21 protein-coding genes are annotated in these 26,995 nt (G+C 69.7%); 5 read left to right on the plus strand and 16 right to left on the minus strand.

Features of this window, described 5'->3' with window-relative positions:
- Positions 1-80 precede the first annotated feature (80 nt).
- On the minus strand, positions 81-3,374 hold the full coding sequence (locus tag ACI6GS_RS07255; protein ID WP_439817117.1) for a DUF2126 domain-containing protein: 3,294 nt from the start codon (positions 3,372-3,374) through the stop codon (positions 81-83).
- A 99-nt stretch (positions 3,375-3,473) separates the two neighbouring features.
- Positions 3,474-4,358 carry an MBL fold metallo-hydrolase gene (locus tag ACI6GS_RS07260; RefSeq protein ID WP_439817118.1) on the minus strand — a complete coding sequence of 295 codons (885 nt, stop codon included), beginning with the start codon at positions 4,356-4,358 and terminating at the stop codon, positions 3,474-3,476.
- A gap of 84 nt (positions 4,359-4,442) precedes the next feature.
- On the opposite strand from ACI6GS_RS07260, the gene ACI6GS_RS07265 reads away from it, so the two are divergent.
- The 5 genes from ACI6GS_RS07265 (at position 4,443) to ACI6GS_RS07285 (ending at position 9,301) form a co-directional block, all read left to right on the plus strand.
- Positions 4,443-4,745 (plus strand): ArsR/SmtB family transcription factor, encoded by a 303-nt coding sequence (locus ACI6GS_RS07265; RefSeq protein ID WP_439817119.1) that lies wholly within the window; start codon positions 4,443-4,445, stop codon positions 4,743-4,745.
- Positions 4,746-4,748: 3 nt separating this feature from the next.
- Positions 4,749-5,291, plus strand: a complete 543-nt coding sequence (locus tag ACI6GS_RS07270) for a rhodanese-like domain-containing protein (protein ID WP_439817120.1) — start codon at positions 4,749-4,751, stop codon at positions 5,289-5,291.
- Between the two features lie 10 nt (positions 5,292-5,301).
- Positions 5,302-6,087: a sulfite exporter TauE/SafE family protein gene (locus ACI6GS_RS07275; protein WP_439817121.1), complete on the plus strand. Its 786-nt coding sequence runs from the start codon at positions 5,302-5,304 to the stop codon at positions 6,085-6,087.
- Between the two features lie 98 nt (positions 6,088-6,185).
- Positions 6,186-7,715 (plus strand): acyl-CoA synthetase, encoded by a 1,530-nt coding sequence (locus ACI6GS_RS07280; RefSeq protein WP_439817122.1) that lies wholly within the window; start codon positions 6,186-6,188, stop codon positions 7,713-7,715.
- A 119-nt stretch (positions 7,716-7,834) separates the two neighbouring features.
- Positions 7,835-9,301, plus strand: a complete 1,467-nt coding sequence (locus ACI6GS_RS07285) for a hypothetical protein (RefSeq protein ID WP_439817123.1) — start codon at positions 7,835-7,837, stop codon at positions 9,299-9,301.
- Between the two features lie 36 nt (positions 9,302-9,337).
- Here the strand turns inward: ACI6GS_RS07285 and ACI6GS_RS07290 are convergent, their stop codons facing one another.
- The 14 genes from ACI6GS_RS07290 to ACI6GS_RS07355 form a co-directional block, all read right to left on the minus strand.
- Positions 9,338-10,387 carry a sensor histidine kinase gene (locus ACI6GS_RS07290; protein WP_439817124.1) on the minus strand — a complete coding sequence of 350 codons (1,050 nt, stop codon included), beginning with the start codon at positions 10,385-10,387 and terminating at the stop codon, positions 9,338-9,340.
- 219 nt (positions 10,388-10,606) lie between these two features.
- Positions 10,607-11,710, minus strand: a complete 1,104-nt coding sequence (locus ACI6GS_RS07295) for a DmpA family aminopeptidase (RefSeq protein ID WP_439817125.1) — start codon at positions 11,708-11,710, stop codon at positions 10,607-10,609.
- Positions 11,711-11,879: 169 nt separating this feature from the next.
- Positions 11,880-13,058, minus strand: coding sequence for an ABC transporter permease (locus tag ACI6GS_RS07300; RefSeq protein WP_439817126.1), 1,179 nt, complete (start codon positions 13,056-13,058; stop codon positions 11,880-11,882).
- Positions 13,055-14,074 carry an ABC transporter permease gene (locus tag ACI6GS_RS07305; protein WP_439817127.1) on the minus strand — a complete coding sequence of 340 codons (1,020 nt, stop codon included), beginning with the start codon at positions 14,072-14,074 and terminating at the stop codon, positions 13,055-13,057. Before ACI6GS_RS07305 ends, ACI6GS_RS07300 begins: the two co-directional genes overlap by 4 nt.
- Positions 14,074-15,918: an ABC transporter substrate-binding protein gene (locus ACI6GS_RS07310; protein WP_439817128.1), complete on the minus strand. Its 1,845-nt coding sequence runs from the start codon at positions 15,916-15,918 to the stop codon at positions 14,074-14,076. The genes ACI6GS_RS07305 and ACI6GS_RS07310 overlap by 1 nt, the downstream gene beginning before the upstream one ends.
- Before the next feature lie 263 nt (positions 15,919-16,181).
- The gene (locus tag ACI6GS_RS07315) at positions 16,182-18,065 is read right to left on the minus strand and encodes an ABC transporter ATP-binding protein (protein WP_439817129.1); all 1,884 of its coding nucleotides are present in this window, start codon (positions 18,063-18,065) and stop codon (positions 16,182-16,184) included.
- Positions 18,062-18,568, minus strand: coding sequence for a hypothetical protein (locus tag ACI6GS_RS07320; RefSeq protein ID WP_439817130.1), 507 nt, complete (start codon positions 18,566-18,568; stop codon positions 18,062-18,064). The genes ACI6GS_RS07315 and ACI6GS_RS07320 overlap by 4 nt, the downstream gene beginning before the upstream one ends.
- Positions 18,565-19,329, minus strand: coding sequence for a polysaccharide deacetylase family protein (locus ACI6GS_RS07325; protein WP_439817131.1), 765 nt, complete (start codon positions 19,327-19,329; stop codon positions 18,565-18,567). Before ACI6GS_RS07325 ends, ACI6GS_RS07320 begins: the two co-directional genes overlap by 4 nt.
- Positions 19,326-20,438, minus strand: a complete 1,113-nt coding sequence (locus ACI6GS_RS07330) for a glycosyltransferase family protein (protein WP_439817132.1) — start codon at positions 20,436-20,438, stop codon at positions 19,326-19,328. The genes ACI6GS_RS07325 and ACI6GS_RS07330 overlap by 4 nt, the downstream gene beginning before the upstream one ends.
- A complete protein-coding gene (locus ACI6GS_RS07335; protein ID WP_439817133.1) occupies positions 20,435-20,998 on the minus strand; it encodes a histidine phosphatase family protein in 564 nt (187 codons plus the stop codon). The genes ACI6GS_RS07330 and ACI6GS_RS07335 overlap by 4 nt, the downstream gene beginning before the upstream one ends.
- Positions 20,995-22,080, minus strand: coding sequence for a glycosyltransferase family 4 protein (locus ACI6GS_RS07340; RefSeq protein ID WP_439817134.1), 1,086 nt, complete (start codon positions 22,078-22,080; stop codon positions 20,995-20,997). Before ACI6GS_RS07340 ends, ACI6GS_RS07335 begins: the two co-directional genes overlap by 4 nt.
- Positions 22,080-23,300, minus strand: a complete 1,221-nt coding sequence (locus ACI6GS_RS07345; RefSeq protein ID WP_439817135.1) for a glycosyltransferase family 4 protein — start codon at positions 23,298-23,300, stop codon at positions 22,080-22,082. The genes ACI6GS_RS07340 and ACI6GS_RS07345 overlap by 1 nt, the downstream gene beginning before the upstream one ends.
- A 12-nt stretch (positions 23,301-23,312) precedes the next feature.
- Positions 23,313-24,524, minus strand: coding sequence for a glycosyltransferase family protein (locus ACI6GS_RS07350; protein ID WP_439817136.1), 1,212 nt, complete (start codon positions 24,522-24,524; stop codon positions 23,313-23,315).
- Between the two features lie 187 nt (positions 24,525-24,711).
- Positions 24,712-26,991, minus strand: a complete 2,280-nt coding sequence (locus ACI6GS_RS07355; protein ID WP_439817137.1) for an ATP-binding protein — start codon at positions 26,989-26,991, stop codon at positions 24,712-24,714.
- Positions 26,992-26,995: the final 4 nt, after the last annotated feature.

Genomic DNA, 26,995 nt, shown 5'->3' on the forward strand with positions numbered 1-26,995 from the left:
TGCCGCAACGACCCTTTCGGTTGCGTTGACGCAGCACCATAGGATGCTCCGTCTGGCGGCCCGCCGGCCTGGTCCGAACCTCAGGCCGGTCTGCGCAGGTCCAGGGTAAAGGGAAAGTCGCCACGCCGCGTCTCCGGCGCCAGGCGAAGCTGCCCGGAACTGTGCCCCTGGTCCCAGAAGCGGGCCAGGCGCCGGCCCTCCGCCTCGTTCGCGTTCACGGGCAGGGTGGTGAAGTTGCGTCCCCCCGGATGGGCCACATGATAGGTGGCGCCGCCGATGGCGCGGCCCGACCATTCGTCGACGATGTCAAAGACCAGGGGTGCGTGGACCGGAATCGTCGGGTGAAGGGCCGAGGCGAGCTGCCAGGCGCGGAAGCGCACGCCGGCAACGAACTCGCCCGTCGTACCCGTGGGGTGCAGCGGCACGCGCCGGCCGTTCACCGCCAGGGCATGGCGTCCGGGCGTGGCCCCGCTGAGCCGGACCTGAATCCGTTCGAGGGAACTGTCGACGAAGCGCGCGGTGCCCCCGCCGGCCATTCCCTCCTCCCCCAGGACGTGCCAGGGCTCGAGCGCATTGCGCAGTTCGAGCGAGACGCCGTCGCGCACCACGGTGCCGATTCGGGGAAAGCGGAACTCCAGATGCGGCTCGAACCAGGCGCGCTCCAGCGGCCAGCCGGCGTCGGCCATGTCGCGCAGGGCATCGTCCAGATCGGCCGCCACATGATGCGGCAGCAGGAAGCGGTCGTGCAGTTCCGTGCCCCACCGCACGAGGCGAGGCGGATAGGGCGCATCCCAGAAGCGCGCGATGCACGAGCGGACGAGCAGCGCCTGCACCAGCGCCATGCGCTCGTGCGGCGGCATCTCGAACGCACGCAGTTCCAGCAGGCCCAGGCGCCCGGTCGCGGAATCGGGCGAGAACAGCTTGTCGATGCAGAATTCCGACCGGTGGGTGTTGCCGGTGACGTCGGTCAGCAGGTGCCGGAACAGCCGGTCGACCAGCCAGGGCGGCACGTCGCCATGGTCCGGCACCTGGGCAAAGGCGATCTCCAGCTCGTAGAGCGTGTCGTGCCGGGCCTCGTCCACCCGGGGCGCCTGGCTGGTCGGGCCGATGAACAGGCCAGAGAAGAGGTAGGACAGCGACGGGTGGTTCTGCCAGAAGGCGAGCAGGCTGCGCAGCAGGTGCGGCCGGCGCAGGAACGGGCTGTCGGCGGGGGTGGCGCCGCCGACCACGACGTGGTTGCCGCCGCCGGTGCCGACATGGCGACCGTCGGTCAGGAACTTCTCGGTGGTCAGGCGGGCAGCGCGCGCCTCCTCATAGAGGGCGGTCGTGTTCTCGACCAGTTCGGTCCAGGAGGACGAAGGCTGGACGTTCACCTCGATCACGCCGGGATCGGGGGTCACCAGGATCTTGGCCAGGCGGTAGTCGCCGGGTGGGGAATAGCCCTCCAGAATCACCGGGCGGCCCAGGGTCCGCGCCGTGTCCTCGATCGCCGCGACCAGTTCCAGATAGGCCTCCAGCGTCTCCTGCGGCGGCATGAAGACATAGAGCCGCCCCTCCCGCTCCTCGACGCAGAGTGCCGTCCGGATGACCCAGCCGGCCGATGGCCCGACCGCCTGCCCGGCCAGGGCGCGCTCCTCTTCCTCCGCCGTCGGTGGGCGCGGGGGCGGGGGCTGGATCTGCGGCGGCAGCGGGCTGCGCTGGTCGAGCGGATCGGTCTCGAAATGATAGGGATAGTCGCTGGGTGCTGCGTGGGGCAGGCTGTCCAGCGGCAGGCGATAGCCGACGGGCGAATTGCCGGGATGCAGGTACAGCCGGCGCCGCCGGCGCGGCCAGGGGCCCGCCTGCCACAACGGCCCCGCCTGGGTCATGATCCGCTGCACGGGCAGGACGAAGCCGGTGGGCACATCCAGGCCGCGTTCGAAGTTCTGGGCCAGGCGGGCGCGCTCCTGCGGATCCTCCAGCTTGGAGTCCAGGGGATCGACATTCACCGGCAGGCGCTGCTCGCGCCAGATGTGGTACCAGGGATCCTCGAACGCAGCCAGGACCGCCTTGGGCGTAATCGACAGGCGAGTGGCGAGCGCCTCGGCAAAGGCCTCCGCATCCTCTGGCAGGAAGCCATAGGTCCGGCTTTCGTCGGCCAGCAGGCTCTCGTCGCGCCAGATGGGATGGCCGTCGGTGCGCCAATGGCAGCCCAGTGCCCAGCGTGGCAGCTGTTCGCCCGGGTACCACTTGCCCTGGCCATAGAACAGCAGTCCGCCGGGCGCGAAACGCCGCTTCAGCCGCCAGAGCAGGTCCCCGGCCAGGCGCCGCTTGGCCCCGCCCACGGCCGCCGTGTTCCATTCCGGCTCGTCGAAATCAAAGGTGGCGACGAAGGTGGGCTCTCCCCCCATGGTCAGGCGGACGTCGCGGGCCTTCAACTCGGCCTCGACCTCCTGGCCGCGCTTCAGGACCTGCTGCCAGTCCTCCTCGCGATAGGGGCGGGGGACGCGCACCGTCTCCTCGACCCGCGTCACGGTCATGGAGAAGCCGAACTCGACCTCGGCCTCGTCCACTGCGCCGCTGATGGGGGCGGCACTGCTGGGCTCGGGCGTCGCGGCCAGCGGGATGTGTCCCTCGCCCGCGAAGAGGCCCGACGTGGGGTCCAGGCCGACCCAGCCGGCGCCGGGAAGATAGACCTCGGTCCAGGCGTGCAGATCGGTGAAGTCGTTCTCCGGCCCCGGGGGACCGTCGATCGGCTTCATGTCGGGGGTGAGCTGGATCAGGTAGCCGGAGACGAAGCGTGCGGCCAATCCCAGGTGGCGGGCCAACTGCAACAGGAGCCAGGCGCTGTCCCGGCACGAGCCGCGGCCGATGTCCAGCGTCTGCTCCGGCGTCTGCACGCCGGGCTCCATCCGGATCACGTAGTCGACGCGCTCCTGCACGATGCGGTTCAGGTCGACCAGGAAGTTGACGGTGGCGCGCGGGGTCAGGTCGACCGCGGCGATCAGCGCCGCCATCTGCGGCGTCCTGGGCAGCGTCTCAAGGTACGGCGCCAGTTCACGCTCAAGCTCGGGCGCATAGGCGAAGGGAAAGCTCTCCGCCTCCTTCTCCAGAAAGAAGTCGAACGGGTTGATCACTGCCATGTCGGCGATCAGGTCGACCTCCACCTCGAACAGGTCGGTCTTCTCGGGGAAGACGGCGCGCGCCAGCCAGTTCGACTGCGGGTCCTGCTGCCAGTTCAGGAAGTGCTGCCTGGGCGTGATCTTCAGGCTGTATGAGGCGATGGGGGTCCGGCAATGCGGCGCCGGGCGCAGCCGGATAACCTGGGGGCCAAGGGAGACGAGACGGTCGTAGCGATAGGTGGTCTTGTGATTCAGGGCCACGCGAATGGTCAAGTTCGGCTCTCCGGCGGGTGGCGTTTCCCCCATTTCCACCCATGATACGGCAGGCGCGGGCTTGGGGAACAGTCCAAACCCCATGGGCCTCGAACGGCGTCAGGTGATCGCCAGCGCATGCGCGGCCCGCACTGGCACCTTCAGGTAGTGCACGCCGTTCGCTTCCGCCGGGGGAAAGCGGCCGGCGCGGATGTTGACCTGGATCGACGGCAGCAGCAGGCGCGGAGCCGCCAGCGTCGCGTCCCGGGCGTGGCGCATGGCGACGAAGGCTGCCTCGTCAATGCCGTCATGGACGTGGACATTCTGGTCGCGCTGTTCCCCGACGCTGGTTTCCCAGCGCCAGGCGGCGCGCCCCGGTGCCTTGTAGTCATGGCACAGGAACAGGCGCGTCTCCCGCGGCAGGGCCAGCAGGCGGCGGATGGAGCGGTAGAGCGCACCTGCGTCGCCGCCGGGGAAGTCGGCCCGGGCCGTGCCATAGTCCGGCATGAACAACGTGTCGCCCACGAACACGGCATCCCCGACGCGATAGCTGATGTCGGCCGGCGTGTGGCCGGGGGTGTGCATTACCTCCACCGTCAGGTTGCCCACGGCGAAGTGCTCGCCATCGCGGAACAGATGGTCGAAGTCGCCGCCATCGGCCTTCACGTCCTCGGCCGCGAAGACGGGCCGGAAGATCCGCTGCACCTCGCGGATGTGCTCCCCGATGCCGATGCGAGCACCAGTCCGCGACTTCACATAGGGCGCGGCACTCAGGTGGTCGGCATGGGCGTGCGTCTCCAGCACCCAGTCGATTGCAAGCCCGCGCTGAGCCGCCGCCGCCAGGACGCGGTCGGCCGATGCCGTGTCGACCCGGCCGTCTGCGGGATCGTAGTCGAGCACCGGGTCGATCACGGCCGCGCGTCCTGTCTCCGGGTCGGCCAGCAGGTAGGTGATCGTGTTGGTGGCGGGATCGAAGAAGCCCTGGATGTCCGCTTGCGTCGCCATCGATCTTTGCCCCTTGACTGAATATGAGAGATATCTAAATTAGTGATATCTAATATTCAAGGGCTGGCAATGGCAAAAGCGCCGATGGACCCTGCCACCTTCGCGGCCAATGCCACGCAGGTGGCCAACCTGCTGAAGGCAATCGGCAACCAGCGCCGGCTGATGGTCCTGTGCAAGCTGGCGGAGCGGGGCGAGATGACCGTGGGCGACCTGGCGGTGGCCGTGGCGCTGTCCCAGTCCGCCCTGTCGCAGCACCTGTCCCGGCTTAAGGAGGAGGGGCTGGTCCGCTTTCGCCGCGACGCCCAGAGCCTTTGGTACCGGATCGCCGATCCCCGGCTCGAAACCCTGATGGCGACCCTCTACGACCTCTATTGTACGGGAGACTGAGTGATGACGATCGAGACTGTACCAGTGGCGCGGGCCCGGGCCCTGGTGGCCGACGGTGCCCGGCTGGTCGACGTCCGCCCGCGCGATGAACATGCGCGCACCCGCATCCCGGGGGCCCTGAACGTTCCGGTGGCCGAACTGGCGACACTGCGGGCCGGACCGGCTGGCGTCGTCTTTCATTGCCGGTCGGGCGCGCGCACGGCGGCCCATGCCGCCACGCTGGCGGCGGCGGCCGATGGCGCGCCCGCCTGGATCCTGGACGGTGGGCTGGATGCCTGGGGCCGGGCCGGCCTGCCGGTCGAGACCGACCGGCGGCAGCCGCTGGAACTGATGCGCCAGGTCCAGATCGTGTCGGGTGCCCTGGTGCTGCTGGGCGTCGTCCTGGGCGTGCTGGTGGCGCCGGCCTTCCTGGGCCTGTCGGCGTTCGTGGGCGCCGGACTGATGTTCGCCGGCATCACGGGATGGTGCGGCATGGCGCGCCTGCTGGCCCACATGCCCTGGAACCGCGCCCGCCTGACGCCGCACGCGCCTGCGGTCGCGGGGTAAGGCGCGCGCCATGCCGCTGACCCTGTCGGTCCTGGCCATGACGCTGGGCGCCGGTGGCCTGATCGGCCTGGTCCTGGGCCTGGTCGGCGGCGGGGCCGCGATCCTGGCCGTGCCCCTGCTGGTCTATGCCGTGGGCATGCCATCGGTGCATGCCGCGATCGGGACGGCGGCGATCGCCGTCGCCGTCAATGCTGCGACCAGCCTGGCCGGCCATGCCCGTGCCGGCACCGTCAAATGGCCCTGCGGCCTGGTCTTCGCCGCCGCCGGGGTCGCTGGCGCCGCGGCCGGCGCCGAACTGGGGAAGTCGGTCGACAGCGCGCCGTTGCTGTTGGCCTTTGGCGTGCTGATGATCGGCGTCGGCGGCCTGATGCTGCGCCCGCGCCGTGGCGTGCCGCGGCCAGAAGTGCACCTGGACCGCACCAGCGCAGCCCGCCTGCTGCCGCGCCTTGTGCCGATCGGCCTGGGCGTGGGGCTGCTGGCCGGGTTCTTCGGCATCGGCGGCGGCTTCCTGATCGTGCCGGGCCTGATCCTGGCGACGGCCATGCCGCTGGCCAACGCGATCGGCACGTCGCTCGTGGGCGTCACGGCTTTGGGCCTGACCACGGCCGCCTCCTATGCCCTGTCGGGCGATGTCGACTGGCGCATTGCCGGCGTGCTGATTGCCGGTGGCCTGGCCGGCGGCGTGCTGGGCCTGGCCATCGGCCGCCGCCTGGCCGCGCGCAAGCGCCTGCTGGAAATCGGCTTCGCCCTGGTCGTCATCGCGATCGGAACGATCATCGCCCTGCGCGGCGCGTGAGGCTTGGTCCAGGTGCGGACGATGTGCGACCTTGCGCGCAGACGGACGCTGCAAGTCCGCACGAATGGCCAAGTGCACGCCGGGAGGACACAGGGACAATGTCGGGACGGATCATCAGTGGTGATCGCGAGATCAAGTTCGATCGCCTGATGGAGCGGGCGGCGCGCGCCGCCGCGGGCTTCAAGTCGGTCGGGATCGAGCCCAACGACGCGGTGGCACTGCTGCTGCGCAATGACATCGCCTTTTTCGAGGCCAGCCTGGGGGCTGGCCATGCGGGGGCCTATGGCGTGCCGATCAACTGGCACAACAGCCCCGAGGAAGTCGCCTACATCCTCGAGGACAGCGGCGCCAAGGCGCTGGTCGTCCATGCCGACCTGCTGGCCAGGGCCCGCGCCTATATCCCCGCTGGCCTGCCCGTGCTGGTCGTCTCGGTCCCCGACGACATCGCCGCCGCCTACCAGGTGCCGGAGGCCGAGCGCGGCGTGCCGGCCGGTGGGACCGACTGGGACGCCTGGGTCGACAGTTTCGCGCCGGCCCCCCCGCCGACGGGAGAGCCGCCGTCGACCATGATCTATACCTCCGGCACGACCGGCCGGCCCAAGGGGGTGCGTCGCGCGCCGCCGACCGCGGAGCAGATGGCCGGATTCAGCGGCATGCTGAGCCTGGTGTTCGGCGTGGAGCCCGGGGTGCGCACTGCGATCATCGGGCCGATGTACCATTCGGCCCCCAATTCGCACGGCCTGAGCATGGCGCGGGCCGGGGGCGAAGTGTGGCTGGCGCCGCGCTTCGATCCCGAGGGCCTGCTGCGGATGATCCAGGAGCACAGGCTGACCAACCTCTACATGGTGCCGACCATGTTCGTGCGGCTGCTCAAGCTGCCGGAGGAGGTCCGCCGGAAGTACGACACCTCGTCGATCAAGCATATCGTCATCGCGGCGGCGCCCTGCCCGCGGGACGTGAAGCAGAAGATGATCGAATGGTGGGGTCCGGTCATCACCGAGTTCTACGGCTCGACCGAGACGGGGGCCGTCACCTTCTGCAACTCGCAGGAGGCGCTGGATCATCCGGGCACGGTGGGCAAGCCGATTCCGGGGGTCGAGATGCTGATCCTGGACGAGGCGGGCAACCCCCTGCCCCAGGGCGAGATCGGCGAGGTCTATGCCCGCAACATGGGCATCATGAACTTCACCTATCACCGCGACCAGGCGAAGCGCGACGGGGTCGAGAAGCGTGGCCTGATCACGTCCGGCGATGTCGGCTATTTCGACCGCGACGGCTTTCTGCACCTGTGCGACCGGCGCAAGGACATGGTGATCTCGGGCGGGGTCAACATCTATCCGGCCGAGATCGAGGCCTGCCTGCTGGGCCTGCATGGCGTGCACGACTGCGCCGTGTTCGGGATCCCGGACGAGGAATATGGCGAGTCGCTGGCCGCGGTGATCCAGTTGCAGCCCGGCGCCAGCCTGGACGCCGGCGCGATCCGCAGCCATGTTCGCGAGCATCTGGCCGGCTACAAGGTCCCGAAGGTCGTGGAATTCGCCAGCGATCTCCCGCGGGAGGATTCCGGTAAGATCTTCAAGCGTAAGCTGCGCGAACCATATTGGGCGGCGACGGGACGGGCGATCTGACCCGCCCGCAAGGGTGGTGCCTGATCCGGCCTGGCGGAGCGCAGCTTCGCCAGGCCGGGGCGGCGCCGCCCCGCATGCAGGGAGCCATGCCGACGCGCGTCGGCGGCTGGGAGGGGTGAATGCTGTCTTTGCGTCTGCTGATGGCGCAGCATCTGGTGGAGCCCGAAGACCTGGATCGCGTCCTGGAATACCAGCGCGAGCATGGCGGCCGCGTCACCGACATCATGGTGAACTGGGGCCTGGTCACGCCGGAACGCATGGAACATGCGTTGTCCCGCATGCCGGAGGCGCCGCGCCATCTGGACGAGACCGGCATCGCGGTCAACCAGATGCTCCGCCTGATGCTGAAGTCGATGATGGTCGACGGGCGCGACACGCCCTCCGACCTGGCTGACCGCCTGAAGGTGCCGACGAACCTGGTCAACGCCCTGCTCCAGGATGCGACGTTCAAGAAGCTGATCGAGGCGCAAGGTTCGGCCAGTGCCTCGCAGGTCACCGAGATCCGCTATGGCCTGTCCAGCCTGGGCCGCACCTGGGCGGCGGAGGCCCTGGACCAGAACCAGTACGTGGGCGCCATGCCCGTCTCGCTCGACGCCTATTGCGCGCAGATCAAGAAGCAGCGCATGGCCGGCGAGCGCGTCGACAAGCGGCGCCTGGAAGAAGCCTATGACGGCCTGGTGATCCCTGAGTTCCTGTACAAGAAGCTGGGGCCGGCGATCAATTCCGCCAATTCTATCCTGCTCTATGGCCCCCCCGGCAATGGGAAGACGTCGATCGCGGAACGGATGAACGTCATTTTCGACGACATCATCTTCGTACCCTATTGCATCGAGGTCGAAGGCCAGATCATCAAGATCTTCGACCCCTCGATCCATCACATGGCGATCCCGGACGGCGAGGTGATCGGCAAGGGCACGGGCCTGTCGATCCGGCAGGACGTGCTGGACCCGCGCTGGGTCCCGTGCAAGCGTCCCGTGATCATCACCGGTGGCGAACTGACGCTGGAGATGCTCGACCTGCAGTTCAACGAGACGGCCAAGTTCTATGAGGCACCGCTGCACCTGAAGGCGATCAACGGCACCTTCATCATCGACGATTTCGGGCGTCAGCAGGTGACGCCGACGGCGCTGCTCAATCGGTGGATCGTGCCGCTGGCCAGCCGTGTCGACTACATGAAGCTCCACACGGGCAAGAGCTTCCAGATCCCGTTCGACGAGATGGTCGTGTTCTCCACCAACCTGGAGCCGGACGACCTGATGGACGCCGCGTTCCTGCGCCGTATCCCGTACAAGCTGGAAATCAACTATCCCAGCAAGCAGGACTACCGGATCATCTTTGACGGTGTCGCGCGCTCGCGCGGGCTGGAACTGACCGACCCGGTCTTCGAGTTCATCGTGCGCGAGCTGCAGGTGAAGAACGGTCAGCCGCTTGCCGCCTATCAGCCGCGCTTCATCGTCGACCAGGTCCTGAACATCTGCAAGTTCGAGGGCATCGCCCCCGTGATGACCGAGGAATTCGTGCGCGAGGCCCTGACCAACCTCTATACCCAGACCGAGGCGGTGGGGAAGACGGCGGCGGGCGTCTAACGCTTGGCGTGTAACCCCACGCGTGTCGCCGGCCGTTCAGGTTTCCAGCAGGTTGCGGGCGGGGATCAGGATGTCGGCCTCGAACCCCTGGGTGGGGTAGCGCCGCTTGACCTGACCCTGGCCAAAGGCGGTGTCGACCAGGCGCGACCCGAAGCCCATGCGCGTGGGACTGGCGACCGGCGGTCCATCCGACTCGCGCCAGGACAGGATCAGGTCGCCTGCATGAACGGTCCAGCCCAGGGCGACGCGGCCCTGCGGGATCGACAGCGCGCCGTACTTGATCGCGTTGGTGGCCAGCTCGTGCAGGATCAGGGTCAGCGCCATCGTCACTTTTGGCCCGATCTCGACGGGCGCGCCGTGCAGCGCGATCTGCTGCAGGGCGTTGAACGGTGCCACCGCGCCGGCGGCGACGGCACCCAGGTCGGCATGGGACGAATCCTGGCCCACAACCACATCCTGGGCATGGGCCATGGCCTGCAGGCGTTCCTGGAAGCTGGCCAGCGCCAGGTCCGCCCCGGCACCGCGGAAGGTCTGCGTCGCGATCGCCTGGACCAGCGCCAGGGTGTTCTTGATCCGGTGGCCCAACTCGCGGTTCAGCACGTTCAGCTCCAGGCGCGTGCGCACGCTGGCCGTCGTTTCCACGACGGTGTCCATCAGGCCGGCAATGCGTCCGTCAGCCAGACGCAAGGGGCTGTAGCAGAAGGTGAACCAGCACTGTTCCAGCTGCCCGGAGCGGTCGATCTCGAGCGGGAAATCCTCGATGAAGGTGGATTCCCCGTCATAGGCCCGGCGTGCGATCGGACCGATCTCGGGCCAGACTTCGGCCCAGATGTCGGCGAAGGACCGGCCCATCGCCTCCGGCTTGTTGCCCAGGATGGGGCGAAAGGCGTCGTTGTAGATGGTTGTCAGGGCCGGCCCCCAGACGATCGCCTTGGGGAAGCGGGAGGCCAGGGCAAAGCTGACCGCGGCTTTCAACTCGGACGGCCAGCCCGCCATGGGGCCCAGCGGCGTCCGCGCCCAGTCCAACTGGCGCACCAGCCGTGCACAGGGGCTGTCGTCGGCCAGGAAGTCGAGCGGCTCAAGCAATGGTGTGCACCAAGGCGCGCGATCCGCGCGAGAGAGTGCGGCTGAACAACAAGGTCATGGCGATCCCTTTGTCCCGCAAGGGATCCAAAGCAACGGAATAGTTCAATGTGCCATAGGTTGCGTAAACAATCTGTGCATTGGGCAACAGAGCCAATGCCCGTGGTGCGGGCGCCACAGATGCGTGCCCGATCGGTCAGGGATTGGCCGGAGTCGCCGTCTTCAGCTCAGGCGTCCGTGTGACTTCATCACATGGCAAAGGGCCTGGTGGTCCAATGCCTGGACCATCAGGCCCTCTGGCCGCACGGCGGTCATGCTGTGCGCGGCAACCATTGCGTTCAGGACCGCCTCCTCAGTCGCCTGGATCGCGGCCATGTAGAGCGGGTCGACGATCTCGTCGTTAAGCGCCTGGAACGACCAGAGCGGGGCCGATCCGCGCACGACGGGAAAGCCGTTGGCGGTGGTGAAGGCCAGGAAGATGTCGCCCGACGAATTGCCGCCCGGCGTCCCGCCGCGGCCAATGCCGATGGTCGCCCGCCGCGCCAGCCGGTCCAGCTGGTGCGGCAGCAGCGGCAGGTCGGTGCCGATCACGACGATGATCGAGCCGGTCTCCCGCGCGTGGACGTCCGCACCCTCCAGCGCGGCACCCACGGGCACGCCCAGCACGGTGAAGTCGGGCCGCCGGCCATGATTGGCCTGGACCAGCACGCCGACGGTACCGCTGCGGCCGCCCAGTTCGATCATGCGCGAGGCGGTTCCCGTGCCACCCTTGAAGCCATAGGCGATCATGCCGGTGCCGCCGCCGACATTCCCCTCCGGCACCGAGCCGCCCTGGGCGCCGTCGATGGCGGCCAGCGCGTGCGCCTCCGTCACGTGCTGGCCGTTGATGTCGTTCAGCGTGCCGTCATAGGTCTCGGCCACGACGGGCATGGCCCACAGGTGCTCCGTCCCCCACTTCCCGGCGAAGTGGCGGATGGTCCAGCGCGTGGCGGCGTGGTGGACGATGCCGACGCTGTGCGTGTTGGTGATGCACACGGGACCCAGGAAATAGCCGCCGTCCTTGACCCAATGGCTGCCCGTCATCTCGCCATTGCCGTTCAGGGCATGGATCGCCGCCCACACGGGCAGGGGCTCCGGATCGAAGCCGCGCGGCAGGATCGCGGTGACGCCGGTGCGGATCGGCCCCTGGCCCTGGACCAGCGGGCCGTCCCCCTCGATCAGCGTCGTGAAGCCGACCAGCACGCCGGGCACATCGGTGATCGCATTGTGCGGCCCGGTCCGTCCCAGAAACGGCAGGCCCAGGTCGCGGGCACGAAGATGGCTCATCGAATTCGATCTCTCGCGCTATCGAAGCCCTCCCCCCTCACGGGGGAGGGTTGGGTGGGGGGGCGTTTCCGCCAGAGCTTTCATCCTGAATGGTGGCGCGGCGTCCCGGCCCCCCCATCCTAGCCTTCCCCCGCGAGGGGGGAAGGGACGCTGGGGGCGGAACCAGCGCTCAGCGGTAAGGATCGGCCGCGTCGCGCAGGCCGTCGCCCAGGAAGTTGAAGGCCAGCACGACCAGGATCACCGGCACGACCGGCAGCAGCAGCCACGGGTACAGGGCGACCACGTTGATGTTCTGTGCCTCCGCCAGCAGCACGCCCCAGGACGTGATGGGCGGGCGCAGGCCCAACCCTAAGAAGCTGAGGGCCGTCTCGCCCAGGATCATCGCGGGCAGGGAGAGCGTGGCCGAGGCGATCAGGTGGCTGGTGAAGCTGGGCAGCAGGTGACGCCGGATGATGCGCGGCGGCCGGGCGCCCATCAGGGTGGCGGCGGTCGCGAAATCCTCCTCCCGCAGGGCCAGCAGCTTGGAGCGCACGGCCCGCGCCAGACCCGTCCAGTCGAGCAGGCCCAGGATCACCGTGATCCCGAAATAGACATAGAGCGGCGACCAGTTGACGGGCAGGGCGGCCGACAGTGCCATCCACAATGGCAGTTCGGGGAAGCAGCGGATGATCTCGATCAGGCGCTGCACCAGGTCGTCGATCCACCCGCCGTAGAAGCCCGAGATGCCGCCGATGACGAGGCCAAGCACGAAGCTGATCGTGATGCCCAGCAGGCCGATGGTGAGCGAGATGCGCGTGCCATAGACGATGCGGCTGAACACATCGCGCCCCAGACGGTCGGTCCCCATCAGGTTCAGCGTGCCCCCTTGCGCCGGGCAGACCAGGTGGAAGCGCGCCTCGACCAGCCCCCAGAAGCGATAGGGGGCACCGGAGCAGAAGAAGCGCAGGCGCTCGATCCGGTTGGGATCCTCGGTATAGACGCGGCGCAGGGCGTCGAGGTCGAGGGTCCTGGTCCGACCATAGACGAAGGGGCCGATGAAGGCGCCCTCGTGGAACCAGTGCACGCTCTGGGGCGGTGCGAAGATGTGCTCCGCATCCCGGTGATTGAGGGGATAGGGGGCGATCACCTCCGACACCAGGGTCGAGGCATAGAGGGCGACCAGGAAGATCAGGCTGACCAGGGCGACGCGGTGGCGCTTGAACTTCCACCACATCAGCCGCCATTGCGAGGCGCGGAAGATCCGCTCCTGCTCCGGCGACAGGACCTCGACCGCGTCGGGCGTGAAGGGGGCGTCGTCGACGAAATGGTCGAGCTGCTCGCCCTTGGCGATCGGGCCGGTGCTGCTCATCCCGCCTCGCCCATGCGGATGCGGGGGTCAAGGGCCGCCAGCGCCAGGTCCGACAGGAACACGCCGACCAGCGTCAGCAGCGCCAGCAGCATCAGGAACGAGCCGGCGAGGTACTGGTCCTGCGATTGAAGCGCGTCCAGCAGCATCGGCCCCGTGGTCGGCAGCGACAGCACGATCGAGACGATCGCAGCGCCCGAGATCACCTGCGGCAGCAGGTTGCCAATGTCGGAGATGAAGGGGTTGAGCGCCATGCGCAGCGGGTACTTCACCAGCGCCCGGCCATAGGTCAGCCCCTTGGCCCGGGCTGTCGTGAAATAGGGTTTCTGCAACTCGTCCAGCAGGTTGGCGCGCAGGCGCCGGATCATCGCGGCGGTGCCCGACAGCCCGATGACGATGACCGGAATCCACAGGTGCTCCAGCACCGACACGAATTTCGGCCAGGACCAGGGCTGGTCCATGTATTCGGGATCCATCAGGCCGCCAATGGAGGTGCCGAACCAGACGTTCGCAAAATAGAGCAGCACCAGCGCCAGCAGGAAGCTGGGCACGGCCAGGCCCAGGAAACCCAGGAAGGTCAGCATGTAATCGCCCGCCGAATACTGTCGGACGGCGGAATAGATACCGATGGGAAACGATACGACCCAGGTGAAGATGATCGTCGCGAACGAGACGACGATTGTCAGCCACATGCGGTCGCCGATCACCTCGTTGACCGGGCGGTTGTATTCGAACGACCAGCCGAGGTCGCCCTGCAGCAGGCCGGAGAAGCCCTTCTCGCTGGGCCAGATGCCGATCCAGATCGCGTATTGCTCGACAAAGCTCTTGTCCAGGCCGTACTGCTCGCGCAGGAAGGCCGCCTTTTCCTCCGCCGCCGGATCGCCCTGCGCCTGAAGCTCCATGATCTGGTTGGTCAGGAAGTCGCCGGGTGGCAACTGGATCACGATGAAGGTGATCAGGCTGATCGCGACCAGGGTCGGGATCATCACCAGCAGGCGGCGCACCGTATAGGCCAGCATCAGCCGCCCGATCCCGGGGCAGGGGACGCGGCCTGGGTGCTGGCGGTGCCGCCGTCGAACCAGAAGCCTTCCGGGTGCATGATGCCCAACTGCCCCCCCGGGTCCCAGGCCCAGACCGCCTCGTCCGGCACGTTGCGCAAGGTGCTGGCGACGACCACGGGCTGGAGGACCCCCGCCACCGTGCCGATCGAGAAGGTCTGTTCCGCCTGGATCTCCAGCATGCGGTTCCAGATGCCCCGGCGGACGGCCATGTCGGTCGACCCCATCCAGCCGCGATAAAGGTCGAAGAGTTCCTTCGCCGCGGGGAGATCGATCGGCTCGCCCGCCTGGCCCATCGTCTCGTAGTACTGGCCCCATTTGGGCCACATCAGGCCGTCCTGTGACACCGGCGCCAGTTCGGTCGGCGCCATGTCGGGCGTGGCGACGGCATTGTCCATGCCGGTCCACACGGTCATCAGGGCCTGCCCGGCATAGATGCGGGTGCGCATCACCTCGCGCTGGGAGGGCTTGGTGAACAGCTTCAGGCCGATCTCGCGCCAGGTCTCCGCCACGAGTTCGAGCACGTCGCCCTGCTCCATGTCCTCGCCCGCGGTCTCGACGATGATCTCGGCCGGGCGGCCGTCGGGCAGCAGGCGGATGCCTTCCTCGTTTCGGCGGGTCAGGCCCAGCTGGTCCAGCAGGCGGTTGGCTTCGTCCGGATTGTAGTCGGCCCAACGCGTGCGCAGGTCGTCGGCATAGAGCGGGCTGTCGCGCAGCACGGTGTTGTTGCCCTCGGTCGCCAAGCCGAAATAGAGCGCCTCGTTGATCAGGTGGCGATCGATGCCAAGGCTGAGGGCATGGCGAAAGCGGACGTCACGTACCAGGTTGCGCCAGACCGGATCGGCAACGTTCAGGTTGGGGAACAGCGCCACCTGGTTGCCGATGCCGACCCGCCACAGCCGCACGCCATAGCGGCCGTTCACGGTGCCCTGCTTCAGGAAGGTGTAGTTGGAAAAGGCGATGCCCCGGGCCTGGAGGTCGGCATCCCCCGCCGCGGCCTTGGCCGCGACCAGGCGCGTGTCGGACTGCAGCAGGATGACCCGGTCGATATAGGGCAATTGCCGGCCCTGCTCGTCCACCCGGTGGAAGAAGGGGTTGCGCGTCGCGACGAAGCGGGTGGCCGGCGGCCGGCTGGTATTGACCCAGGGGTCGAGCGTGGGCATTTCCGGGTTGTCGCAGTCGCGCAGCGTCTCGCGCAGGTTGTGCAGCCCGGCCCAGTTACGGACCCCCGCCGCGACGATCAGCGGCTTCAGCACCGAGTCCTCGGCATAGCGGCTGTGGAACGCGCGCAGGTAATGGGCGGGCAGGAAGATGACCAGCGGCCGCGCCTGGGCCAGTTGCGGCAGGAAATGGGGATTGGGCCTGTCCCACTCATAGACGACCGTGGTCGCGTCGGGGAAGCTGACGCGCGGGGGCTTGCCCTCGACCAGCAGGCTGCGGGGCGGCCCCTTGGGCGACAGGTCGGCATTGTTGGCGACGTCCTCCCACCAATAGCGGAAGTCGTCCGAGGTGAAGGGCCTGCCATCCGACCAGCGATGGCCGGACCGCAGGCGCAGGGTGAAGCGCCGCCCCTCCGCCACTTCGACCGCCTGCAGGATGTCGGGCTCAAGCTCATAGGCCGCATTCCAGCGCACCAGCCGGGCATAGCCCCAGACCGACAGCAGGCGCACATCCTGCGCCTTGGCGATCAGCATGCGCAGGTCGCCGCCATAGCGCCCAGGCGCGCGCCCCCGCTCGTCCATCCGCGTGACCGCCGGCACCTGGGGCAACCGCTCCGCCAGCGGCGGCAGCGCACCCCCCGCCACCAGGTCGGCCAGCGAAGGGACTTCCGCCGCCCGCGCCCCGACGGGCGCTAGAAGCAGAGCGAGGAGGAGGACGACGGTGCGGCCGGCAGAGCACCAGAAGCCCTCCCCCGTCGCGGAGCGATGGGGGAGGGTTGGGTGGGGGCGGTATCCTGCCCTCACCATAGGTCGAGACGGCTTCAGACGTTGCGTCCTGCCCTCACCCCAGCCCTCTCCCATCGCTCCGCGACGGGAGAGGGAGCAGGTCGGCCCTTGCGTGATCCCCATCATGACGCCAGCGCCAGGTCGGGGGCGGTGGTGCGGACGAAGTGGCCCGGCGCCACTTCGACCAGGCGGGGCTGGCTCGTGGCGTCGATGGTGAAGGGGGCGGGCCAGCTGGTCGGGTCCGACGCGCGGCCCTCCATCAGGGCGCCCAGGTCCAGGCGACGGTCGGGATCGGGCTCCGGCACCGCACTCAGAAGGGCCTGGGTATAGGGATGCACGGGCCGGCGGAACAGCTCGGCCCGTGGCGCCAGCTCGACCATGCGGCCGGCGCACATCACGGCGATGCGGTCGGCCAGGTAGTCGACCACGGCCAGGTTGTGGGAGATGAAGAGGTAGGTCAGGCCCAGGCCCGTCTTGAGGTCCTTGAGCAGGTTGAGTACCTGGGCCTGGACCGAGACGTCGAGGGCGGAGACGGGCTCGTCGCAGACCAGCAGTTCCGGCCCCAGGGCCAGGGCCCGGGCAATGCCGATGCGCTGGCGCTGGCCGCCGGAGAAGGAATGGGGATAGCGCGCCATGGCCCGCTCCTCCAGCCCGACCAGGGTCAGCAGCTCCACCGCGCGGGCGCGGCGTTCGGCGGGCGTGCCGATCTCGTGGATGGCCAGCGGCTCCATCAGGATCTCGCCCACCGTCATGCGCGGGTTCAGCGAACTGAACGGGTCCTGGAACACCATCTGGACGGTCCGGCGATAGGTCATCAGGTCCGCGCCCTTGAGCGCCAGGACATCGTCCCACCGGCCGTTGCGCACCATGCGGATCGACCCTTCGTCCGGATCGACCGCACGCATCAGCATCTTGACCGTCGTCGTCTTGCCGCAGCCGGATTCGCCGACCAAGCCCAGGCATTCGCCGCGCGCGATGGTGAAGCTGACATCGTCGACCGCCAGGTGGACGTCGCGCGCCGACTTGGACCAGAAGCCGGACTTGCGTCCCAGATAGCGCTTGGTCAGGCCCTTCACTTCGACCAGGGGGCCGGCGGCCTTGCCCTTTTCCGGGCGGCGGTCCGGGCCGAAGCTGAGCTTCGAGGTGTCGGCCTTGATCTCGCGCAAGGGGACCAGCCGCTCGCCCGGCTCCATGTCGAAGCGCGGCACCGCGTTCAGCAGCGCCTTGAGGTACGGGTGCTGGGCATCGCGGAAGATCGTGTCGCGTGGTCCAGCCTCCATCACCCGGCCCCGGTACATCACGACGACCTCGTCGGCGACGTTGGCCACCACGCCCAGGTCGTGGGTGATGATCAGGATCGCCATCCCCAGCTCGGCCTGGAGGTCGATCATCAGCTTCAGGATCTGCGCCTGCACCGTCACGTCCAGCGCCGTCGTCGGTTCGTCCGCGACCAGCAGGGATGGGCGGCAGATCAATGCCATGGCGATCATCGCGCGCTGGCGCAGACCCCCCGACAGTTCAAAGGGGTAGCGGTCGACCTGCACCTCCGGCTTGGGAAAGCCGGTCAGGCGCAGCATCTCGACGACCAGCGCCCGGGCCTCCTCCCCGCTCACCCTGCGATGCAGGCGCAGCGCTTCCCCGATCTGGTTGCCGATCGTGTGGAGCGGCGAGAGCGAGGTCATCGGCTCCTGGAAGATGATCGAGACGCGGGCGCCGCGGATCCTGCGATAGGTGGCGGAGGCGGGGTTGAGGCGGGCCAGGTTCACGACCGGCCCGCCGCCCACGGGGTCATAGAGGCGGATCGCCCCCTTCACGATGCGGCCGGGCGGCGGCAGGATGCCCATCACGGCCTGCGAGATCACCGACTTGCCAGAACCGGATTCCCCCACCAGGGCGACCGTCTTGCCCGCCGGCACGCGAAAGCTGACCCCCTTCACCGCGTTGACGACGCCGCCCGGCACGGGGAAGGCGATGGCGAGGTCGTCAACCTCGAGCACATTGGTCATGGCGCCATGCCCGCTGCGCCAGCGTCGGCACCGGGCAGTCCCATCGCCCCAAGATTGGCAAGTGTCGCGGGCGACAGGTCGAGGCCACGCGCCCGCGCGGCGGCGCCTGCCCGTGCCACCAGGTCGCGGAAGCCGGGCAGCCCCTCTGCCACCACGATGCGGGCGCCCGGAGCGCTGAGCACCAGGTCCATCCAACCCGTCTGCCGGTCGCGCCGGGTCGAGAAGAAGCGCAGGCGCAGACCGGCAAGGTCATGCCAGGCAATGCTGGCAGGGCGCAGGCCGCCGCGCCGCACGCCCTGCCCGTCCCAGGCAATGGGTGCCAGGTGGCGGTTCAGCGTCGCCAGCCCGAAGCCGGCAAAGACAATGGCCCCCGCGCCCAGGGCCCAGGCAACGAAGGGGGCTGGCTGCGCGACTGCCAACAGCCCGCCGCACACGGCCAATCCGCCGGCCGCCCGGGCATAGTCGGCGGCCAATTCGGTCAACGGATAGGAATGCGCGGTCACGGGGCAAGCCTATCTGCTGCACCGCAATCGGGGAAGGCTTGGGCCGGCGCCAGGACGCCTACGGATGGATGCTGTGACAGGCGCGACAGCAGCGTCTCAAGGAAATGCAGCGCATCATCCCCATGGACGGCGTGGTGGGTCATGATTCCCGTTGGCTCGGTCGCATCGACCGCCCCGCTGCGGCGCTGCGCCAGGATCGCGGCAAGCGCGTCCAGGCATGCGGCCTCGCCGCGGAAGGTGCGGGCCTTCCAGTCGACCAGGTCCAGATGGACATTGACGACAGGCAGGGGTCCGGGCCGCCGCGGCCCCAGCGTCGACAGGCCGCGAAACCCCAGCGCGGGCAGCGCCGGCACCAGGTCGTCGCCCAGCCGGTTCCAGGGCGGCACCAGGACCGGCAGCGCCAGGGGGCCCAGGAGGGCCGTCAGGCGGTCCAGCCCCTGCTCCAGGTCGGCAATCCTGGCTTCCAGTTCGCGCTCAGGCCCGAACTCGCACTTCCGCCGTCCGCCATGATCCACATGCGCCCAGCCATGGACCGCGAAGCGCAACCCCGGGACCTGTTCCGCCAGCCCGCCCAGTGGCGCCTCCGCATCACGCGGCACGGCGGCCAGCAGCGGCGCCCAGCCGGTACGCCGGCCGACCTCGACCAGCCGCCGCAATTCCGCCGTCGCCGCCCGCGCATCGTCGTCCCGCCACCACAAGGTCGCCGCCCCCGGCGCCCACCGGTCCAATTCCGCGGACAGCCGGCCCCAGGCCGCACTCATGCCAGGGCTTCCCGCAACAGGCGCGCGGCATTCGGTGCACCGTCCAGGGCGATGCGCGCCATCGGTGGCGGGGCAGCCAGGGCGGCGGTGCAGGCCGCGGCCAGGGTCTCGATCCGCGCATCCGTGACCAGGCCCGCCTTCGCGAACAGGTCTGCGCGGACCGTCTGCTCGGTTTCGTCCCCCGCGGCAAAGGGGACGCAGACCGTGCGCCGGCCCAGTGCGACGCATTCCAGCACCGTGTTGTAGCCGGCCCGCGCAATCACCAGCCCCGCCCGCGCCAGCAAGTCCGGGAAATCGGGGCGCGTCGGCTCCACCGCCACGCGCTCCGGCGCGCCGGCCTTCAGCTCCGCCAGGAGTGCCGGGCCCAGGGCCGGCGGGACCAGCAGGCGCCAGGGCCGCTCCGGCAGCAGGCCCGCATTCCGTGCGGCCAAGGCGGCCTGCAACAGGTCGGCGCCCCCCTCCGCCCCGCCCGCTGCGACCAGGACCTCGTCCCCCGCGCGCGGCGCCGGTAGGCGGCTGCGGTCCAGGACATAGCCGGTGTAGTGGACCTTGTCGGCAATGGCGTCGGCCGCAGGAAAAGTCGCGCCCAGGGGCACGATCGCGGCATCCGAATGGACCAGGACGCCGGCGAAGCGCTGGCGCACCAGGGCGACGGTCTCGGCGACGCGCTCGGGCTTGCGCTTCTGGGCCAGGATGTCCCGGATGGAGCAGAAGACCGGCCGGTCCCCCATGGCGTCGAGCAGGCCGGCCATTTCCGCGCGGAAGGCGCGGCGGCCGAATGGATAGAGCTCGACCAGGGCGGCGTCGGGTTGCCAGTCGCGGACCAGCGCGTGCACCTGGGCCGTGCGCCGGGCCAGCCAGTCGCCGGGCAGGGCGGCGCCGTCCGCCCCGACCAGATCGGCAAAGGTGGCGTCGCGGGCACGCACCGGAAGCAGCCGCTCGACCGCGATCCCCGCCGGGACGGGGGTGCCGAAGGTGTCGCCGGTCGCCAGGCGCACCGAGAAACCCGCCCGGGCCAGGGCTTGCGCGACCGTGCCGGCGCGCCGGACATGGCCCGTGCCCAGCAGGTTCTGCACCCAGACCAGGATGCGTCGCGCGCCGGCGGTCATGCGGCGACCAGCGGCACGTTCGCCTGGACCAGCGCCGGCGCGCCATCGGCGGCCAGGGCGAAGACATGCAGACAGCGCCAGTCCAGCCTGACCGGCGCCTTCACCGTCATGTCCCACCCGGTGGCAAGGGACAGCAGGGCGCGGACGACCCCCTTGTGCGCAACCGCGATTGCGGGCCGGCCATCCCGGGCCAGGTCAGCGAGCAGCAGCCGCAGGCGGGCCTGGACGTCGGCCGGCGACTCGCCCCCCGGCGCCCGCGCGTGAAGGCCTGTCCCCTCCGGTGTGATCTCGGCCAGGAGCTTGCCCTCGAAACCCGCCCAGTACGTCTCGATCAGGCGCGGCTCGATGGCCAGGTCCCGGGCACCCAGCAGGTTGGCGGTCTCCACCGCGCGGCCCATCGGGCTGCTGAGCCAGCGCGCGGTGGGCCAGGGCGGCGGCACCGTCAGGCCGGCCAGGGCGGCTCGGCCCGCGTCGCAGAGCGGGATGTCGGTGCGGCCCTGGATGCGATGCTCCAGGTTCCAGGCGGTGATGCCATGGCGCAGGATCGCGAACCGGGTCATGCCGCGAGCTTGCCCCGCCGTGCCGCCCAGTCCAAGGCCACATCCAGGCGCGCGGCCATCGCGGGAAGGCTGTGCTGGCGCGCCGTCGTCTCCTCTGCGATGCGGCCCAGGGCTTGGCGCCGCGCCGGATCACGCAGGAGGGCGGCAATCCCATCGGCCATGGCCTGGGGGTCGTTGGGGCGGACCAGGACGCCGCCGGAAACGACGTCGGGAATGCCGCGCAGGCGCCCGGCCACCACCGGAACGCCCGCGCGCTGCGCCTCCAGCAGGGCCATGCCATAGGCCTCCCCGATGCCGGGCCAGACGGCGATGGTGCACTGGGCCTGCACGAACGGCATGACCTCCGGCGCCACCGCGCCCAGATAGCGGGTTCGTCCGGCGGGGAGCGCCGCCTCGACCTCTCCCCGCGCCGGCCCGTCGCCGGCGACGACAAGGGACCAATCCAGGTGGTCGATCAGCGCCAGCGCCTGGCCCAGCAGGCGGTACGAGGCGAGCTTGTCCCCCTGCCTCATCATGCCGACGGCCAGCAGGGTGGGGCGATCCTGGGGGAGGACGGGCGCAACCGCCGGCGGGTGGTACAGGCTCAGCGCCGGAGGCAGCACGTCGAGGCGGGTGCCAGGACGGACGGCTTCGGCGACGCGCGCGAGGTCGTCGCGCGAGGGGCAGAGCAGGGCGTGGGCGGCGGTGATGGCGGTGCGGGCGGCGGCGTGGCCCAGGGCCCAGGGGCCGGTGCTGCGCTTGTTGGCAAGCGATGGCTCCACGATCAGGTGGCCCAGGCCAAGGTCGGCCGCGACACGGGGACCCAGAAGGTCGGGCGCGCGGTAGTAGCAGTGATAGGTCAGCCAGACCTGGGCGCCGAAGTCGCGGATGCGGGCGATGACGGCGGGCAGTTCCGCCGCTGCCCCGGCCGCGCGGGCAACCTGCTCCTCCGGCGTGCGGGACCAGGTGCGGATCTCGCTGGCGACCAGGACCTGGTGCCCCGCCTGCTCCAGGGCGGCGATCAGGGTGCGGGCCACCTGGCGGTCGCCCGACGGCACCGGATGGTCCGGCGGCTTCAACGTCGCGTGGAAGGCGATGCGCATCAGTGCAGGCCCAGCTTCGCCGCGATCCGGTCGAGCCCGGCGTCGGCCCCGAACTGGCCGGCGACGCGGATGCGGCCGGCCCGGCCCAGGCGATCACACAGCGCGGGGTCGGTTGCCAGGCGCAGGATCGCCTCGGCCAGGGTATCGGGCTCGCCCGGCGGCACGAGCAGGCCGGTTTCCTCGTCCAGGATCAGTTCAGGAATGGCCGAGACGGCCGTCGCGACACAGGGCAGGGCCAGCGCCTGCGCCTCCATCAGGACATTGGGCAGGCCGTCGCGGTCGCCATCGGCCGCGATCACGCTCGCCAGGACGAAGGCATGCGCCGCCTGGTACTGCGCGATGACGCCGTCCTGCGCCATGGAGCCGGCCCAGGTAATGCGGGCCGCGATCCCCAGGTCCTGCGCCCGCGCCTTCAGCGCGGCCGCGTCCGGCCCCGATCCGACATGGGTCAGGTGCCAGTCCAGCGTTTCCGGCAGAAGGGCCAATGCATCCAGCAGGGTGGGCAGGCCCTTCTTCTCGACCGCGCGCGCGACGCAGAGCAGGCGGAACGGCGGCCCCGGCGGGCGCGCCCCAGGCTCTGGAAAGCGGGCCAGGTCCAGGCCGTGATAGACCAGCGCCACGCGCTCCGGCGGGGCCAGGCGGGCCAGCTCCCCGACCGCGGCACGGCTGCAGGTCACGGCGAAGCGGCATTCGGCCAGCTTGTCGGCCTTGTCCCAGTCGGGCGTGGTCCAGATGTCCTTGGCATGCGCCGACACGGCAAAGGGCAGGTCCCGCATGTGCGCCGCATAGCGCGCGACCGAGCACGGCGTGTGCAGGAAATGGGCATAGAGCAGGCGGTACTCGGCGGGCAGTTCCGCCGCCAGGACCAGCGCCTGGCCGAAGCGGCGGAGGCGGTTGCGCGTGCGGTCGCGCCTGAAATCGGTGCGGAAGCGAGCCCACGCCGTGGCATAGCCGGGCAGGCGCCGGGCCCGGAGCCAGGCCCGGAGCACACGCCAGGGTTCCTCGTGCAGGTATTCGGGCAGGTAGCGGACCGGCGCCCTGACCAGATCGTGCAGGCGATGGCGCTTGGCGTCGGTCGGTTTGCGCAGGGAGACGATGCAGCCCGCCAGGCCGCGCGCCTCAAGCCCCGCGATCTCCTGCGCGATGAACGTTTCGGACAGGCGGGGCCAGCCCTTGAGCACGATCGCGATGCGGGGATGGGGTGCGGCCGGCCCTGCCATGGCAGGGCTGCCTCAGCCGCAGAGGGTCTGGACGCTGCGCGCCGGCTGCCGCCCCAGCCAGGGCAGGATCAGGTCGTGCACACGGTCCAGCCCCTGCATCAGGCCGGCCGGCATGCGCGCAGAGGGCGGGTCCTGCCAGGCCAGCGCCCGCAGGGCCTTGGCCATGCGCTCCGGGATCGCTGCCTCGTCCTCGCCCAGCATCCGCACCAGGCCCAGCGAGCCGGCGCGCTCCGCCCGGATCGCCTGCTCCAGGCGCGGTACGGTGCGCGGCACGATCAGGGCGGGGCGGTTGAACGACAGCACCTCGCAGAAGGTATTGTAGCCACCCATGGCGACAACGCCGGTCGCGTTGGCCATCAGCACTTCCAGATTGGTCTCGAAGGTGGTCGCCTGGACCTGCGGCAGGCGGGCGACACGGGCCATGAACTCGGCCTGGCGATCCGGGGCCATGAACGGGCCCAGCACCAGCAGGGCGGGCAGCAGGTCGCGGCCGGCGTGCTCATAGGCGCCAAGCACGGCATCGACCAGGGCCTCGCCATCGCCGCCGCCGCCGGTCGTCACCAGCAGGTAGGGCGCGCGGGTGATCGGGGGCAGGGGCGTTGGCGGCCCGCCAGGCAGGTGGCGCTCCAGGTAGCCGGTATAGTGCAGCTTGCGCCGCACGGTCTTGGGCAGGGGCAGCCCCTCCAGCGGCTCGCAGATCTGCGGCACGCCATAGATCCAGATGTCGTCGTAAAGGTCGCGCAGTGCCGGCACGACCTTCTTGCGCTCCCATTCCGGGGCCAGCAGGGCGGGCTCGTCCATCACGTCGCGCAGGCCCAGGACCAGGCGGCTGCCGCGGTTCTTCAGCATGGCCAGCGTCTCGTGCACCTCGCCCCGCAGGCCCAGGGGTTCCTTGTCGACGATGAAGACGTCGGGGTCGAACATCTCGGCCGTGTGGCGGATGATCGAGCCGCGCAAGGCCAGCGTCTCCTCGATGTCCAGGTGCAGGTTGAGCGAGGTGTATTCGCCATTGCGCAGCTTGATCACCCCGGGCACGCGGACGAAGTCGACGCGGGCGCGGAAGTCGAAACTGCCGATGATGGGCGAACCCGACAGGATCAGGACGCTCAGGCCCTTGATCCGCTCGACCAGGGCATGGGCAATGGTCCGGCAGCGCCGCAGGTGGCCCAGCCCGAAGCTGTCGTGGCTGTAGATCAGGACTCGTGCCGAATCGGCTGATGCCATGCGTGCGAACCGAATAGCCTTCCCGCAGGATGCCGCCGCGACGCCTGACGGGACCGGGGTCCGGTCCTGGCGCCACCGTCGTGCACGCAACCCGCAACCCCAACGACCGCACCCGATGGGCTCCGACCCCCAAAGGCTACGGGGTCATATTGCACATGCGAGCAAGGCTTGGCGAGGGGGCAGCGTGTCAGCCGCGGGGCGGCACCGGCCGTCGCTCGTCCAGCACGGCGCGGACCTTGGCCGCCAGGTCCTGCCGGCGATAGGGCTTGTTGAGCAGGTGAACCCCACGGTCGAGCCGGCCGCCATGGACGATCGCGTTCTCGGTATAGCCCGAGGTGAACAGCACGGCGAGGCCGGGCTGCCGCGTGACTGCCTGTTCCGCCAGTTGCGGACCGTTGAGGCCGCCCGGCATCACGACATCGGTGAACAGCAGGTCGAAGCGTTGCCCGTCGTCCAGCAGGCGCAGCGCCTCCGCCCCGGTGGCGGCACTGACCACGGCATAGCCCATGCGCCGCAGCTGCCCCTCGACCTGCTGCCGGACGGGCTCGTCGTCCTCCACGACCAGGATGCGCTCGCTACCGCCAACGATGCCTTCCGCCAGCGGGCCGGGGCTTGCCGACGGCGCATCCTCCGCCCCGGCGCAGGGCAGGTAGAGCTTCACCGTCGTGCCCAGGCCCGGCTCGGAATAGATGCGGACGTGGCCGCGCGACTGGTTGATGAACCCGTGCACCATGCTGAGGCCCAGGCCGCTGCCCTTGCCCGCCTCCTTGGTCGTGAAGAATGGGTCGAATGCCCGCGCCAGGGTCGCCTGGTCCATGCCCGTGCCGGTGTCGGAGATGGCGATCATCACATAGCTGCCGGGCAGCAGATTCGGCTGGCCGGCGGCGTAATCCTCGTCCAGGTCGGCGTTCGCGGTCTCGATCGTCAGGCGGCCGCCGTCCGGCATCGCGTCCCGCGCGTTCACGCCCAGATTCAGGATGGCGCTTTCAAGCTGCCCCGGATCGATCAGGGCCCGGCGCAGCTGAGGCTCCAGGATGGTGCGGATCTCGATATGCTCGCCCAGTGCCCGGCGCAGCAGCGCGTCCATGGCGGCGACCAGGGCATTCACGTCGATGGCGCGGGGATCCAGCGCCTGGCGCCGGGCAAAGGCCAGCAGCCGGCCCGTCAGCTCGGCCCCGCGCAGCGCCGCATCGCGGGCCATCGTCGCCAGCCCGCGATTGGACGGATCCTTGGCCAGGCTCTCCTCCAGCAGGTCGGTGGAGCCGATGATCACGGTCAGCAGGTTGTTGAAGTCATGCGCGATGCCGCCCGTCATCTGGCCGATCGCCTCCAGCCGCTGCGACTGGCGCAGTTTTTGGTTCAGCTCGTCGATGTCGCGCCGGTTGCGGTCCAGCGAGGCGGCGCTTTCGTTGAGCACGGCCATCAGGCTGCCCAACTCGCCGCTGGGATAGGGGGGCGGCAGCCGCGCGCCGAGGTCGCCGCCGCCCAGGCGCGCGGCCATCCCGGCGATGCGGCCCAGCGGCCGGCGGATCGCGAATTCGACCAGGAACCAGGTGCCGCCCAGCAGCAGCAGCGTGAACCCGACCAGGGTCAGCAGATCCTCCAGCAGGCGCTTGTCAGGGGCCGCGACCAGGTCGCTGTGGGCGCGTCCCACCAGCGCGATCAGCCCGGCCTCGCGCAGCTGGGCCGATTCCGCCTTGACCCAGACCTGGCGCGTCCCGTCCAGGCCGACCAGCTCGGTGCTGGTGCCGTTGGCGGGTTCGGCGCCGGCGTGGGCAAAGCGGAACAGGTCGGTATCCGCGATCGGCGTCCCCACGCGCGGCGAGGGAAGCGGCCGCCGGTCATTGCCCCGCGAGGTGGTCCAGGCCAGCACCGTGCCCTTGGCGTCCAGCAGCAGGACCTCCGTCCCCTGCACCCGCCCGGCGGCGGCCGCGTCCGCCACCTGGGCCAGGTTGAGAGAGGCCAAAAGCACGTATTGCAGGGCGTTGGCGGCGTCGCGCACCGGATAGGCGATCTGCAGCACCGCGATCCCGGTCAGGCGGCCAAAGGCCGGTTCCAGGACGACCTTGTCCGTGGTGTCGCGCGCGCGCTGGAAATAGGCCCGGTCGCGCAGGTCCAGCGTCCGGCCGGTGTGCAGCGAATCGCAGAACAGCTGCCCGCCGGGGTCGATGGTCAGGATGCCGGTGTACTGCGGCTGGCGCTGCCGTACGTCCGACAGGAAGGCGGAACAGCCCTCCCGCGTCGGGTTGTCGAGATCGCGGGAACGGGCCAGACCGAACTGCAGCTGGGCGGTGCCCTGGATCCGCGCCTCAAGGTCGGTGGCGATGGACTGCGCCGTGCGCTGCTGCGACCGGATCGCCGCGGCGATGGCCGATTCGCGGACCTCGTAATAGCGCAAGGCCACCAGCGCCACGGGGATCATGCCCGTGACCAGGACCAGCAGCAGAAGGCGGGCGCGAATGCTCACGGCT

The sequence above is a fragment of the Zavarzinia sp. CC-PAN008 genome (assembly GCF_051903925.1).
Taxonomy (GTDB): Bacteria; Pseudomonadota; Alphaproteobacteria; order Zavarziniales; family Zavarziniaceae.

Bases quoted from the DNA above. Each gene is read 5' to 3' on its own strand.
- ACI6GS_RS07285 (WP_439817123.1), top strand. From the start codon at position 7,835: ATGCTGTCTTTGCGTCTGCTGATGGCGCAGCATCTGGTGGAGCCCGAA.
- ACI6GS_RS07280 (WP_439817122.1), top strand. From the start codon at position 6,186: ATGTCGGGACGGATCATCAGTGGTGATCGCGAGATCAAGTTCGATCGC.
- ACI6GS_RS07335 (WP_439817133.1), bottom strand. From the start codon at position 20,998: ATGACCCGGTTCGCGATCCTGCGCCATGGCATCACCGCCTGGAACCTG.
- ACI6GS_RS07325 (WP_439817131.1), bottom strand. From the start codon at position 19,329: ATGAGTGCGGCCTGGGGCCGGCTGTCCGCGGAATTGGACCGGTGGGCG.
- ACI6GS_RS07340 (WP_439817134.1), bottom strand. From the start codon at position 22,080: ATGCGCATCGCCTTCCACGCGACGTTGAAGCCGCCGGACCATCCGGTG.
- ACI6GS_RS07315 (WP_439817129.1), bottom strand. From the start codon at position 18,065: ATGACCAATGTGCTCGAGGTTGACGACCTCGCCATCGCCTTCCCCGTG.
- ACI6GS_RS07265 (WP_439817119.1), top strand. From the start codon at position 4,443: ATGGACCCTGCCACCTTCGCGGCCAATGCCACGCAGGTGGCCAACCTG.
- ACI6GS_RS07275 (WP_439817121.1), top strand. From the start codon at position 5,302: ATGCCGCTGACCCTGTCGGTCCTGGCCATGACGCTGGGCGCCGGTGGC.
- ACI6GS_RS07350 (WP_439817136.1), bottom strand. From the start codon at position 24,524: ATGGCATCAGCCGATTCGGCACGAGTCCTGATCTACAGCCACGACAGC.
- ACI6GS_RS07295 (WP_439817125.1), bottom strand. From the start codon at position 11,710: ATGAGCCATCTTCGTGCCCGCGACCTGGGCCTGCCGTTTCTGGGACGG.
- ACI6GS_RS07330 (WP_439817132.1), bottom strand. From the start codon at position 20,438: ATGACCGCCGGCGCGCGACGCATCCTGGTCTGGGTGCAGAACCTGCTG.
- ACI6GS_RS07345 (WP_439817135.1), bottom strand. From the start codon at position 23,300: ATGGCAGGGCCGGCCGCACCCCATCCCCGCATCGCGATCGTGCTCAAG.
- ACI6GS_RS07305 (WP_439817127.1), bottom strand. From the start codon at position 14,074: ATGCTGGCCTATACGGTGCGCCGCCTGCTGGTGATGATCCCGACCCTG.
- ACI6GS_RS07260 (WP_439817118.1), bottom strand. From the start codon at position 4,358: ATGGCGACGCAAGCGGACATCCAGGGCTTCTTCGATCCCGCCACCAAC.
- ACI6GS_RS07300 (WP_439817126.1), bottom strand. From the start codon at position 13,058: ATGAGCAGCACCGGCCCGATCGCCAAGGGCGAGCAGCTCGACCATTTC.
- ACI6GS_RS07270 (WP_439817120.1), top strand. From the start codon at position 4,749: ATGACGATCGAGACTGTACCAGTGGCGCGGGCCCGGGCCCTGGTGGCC.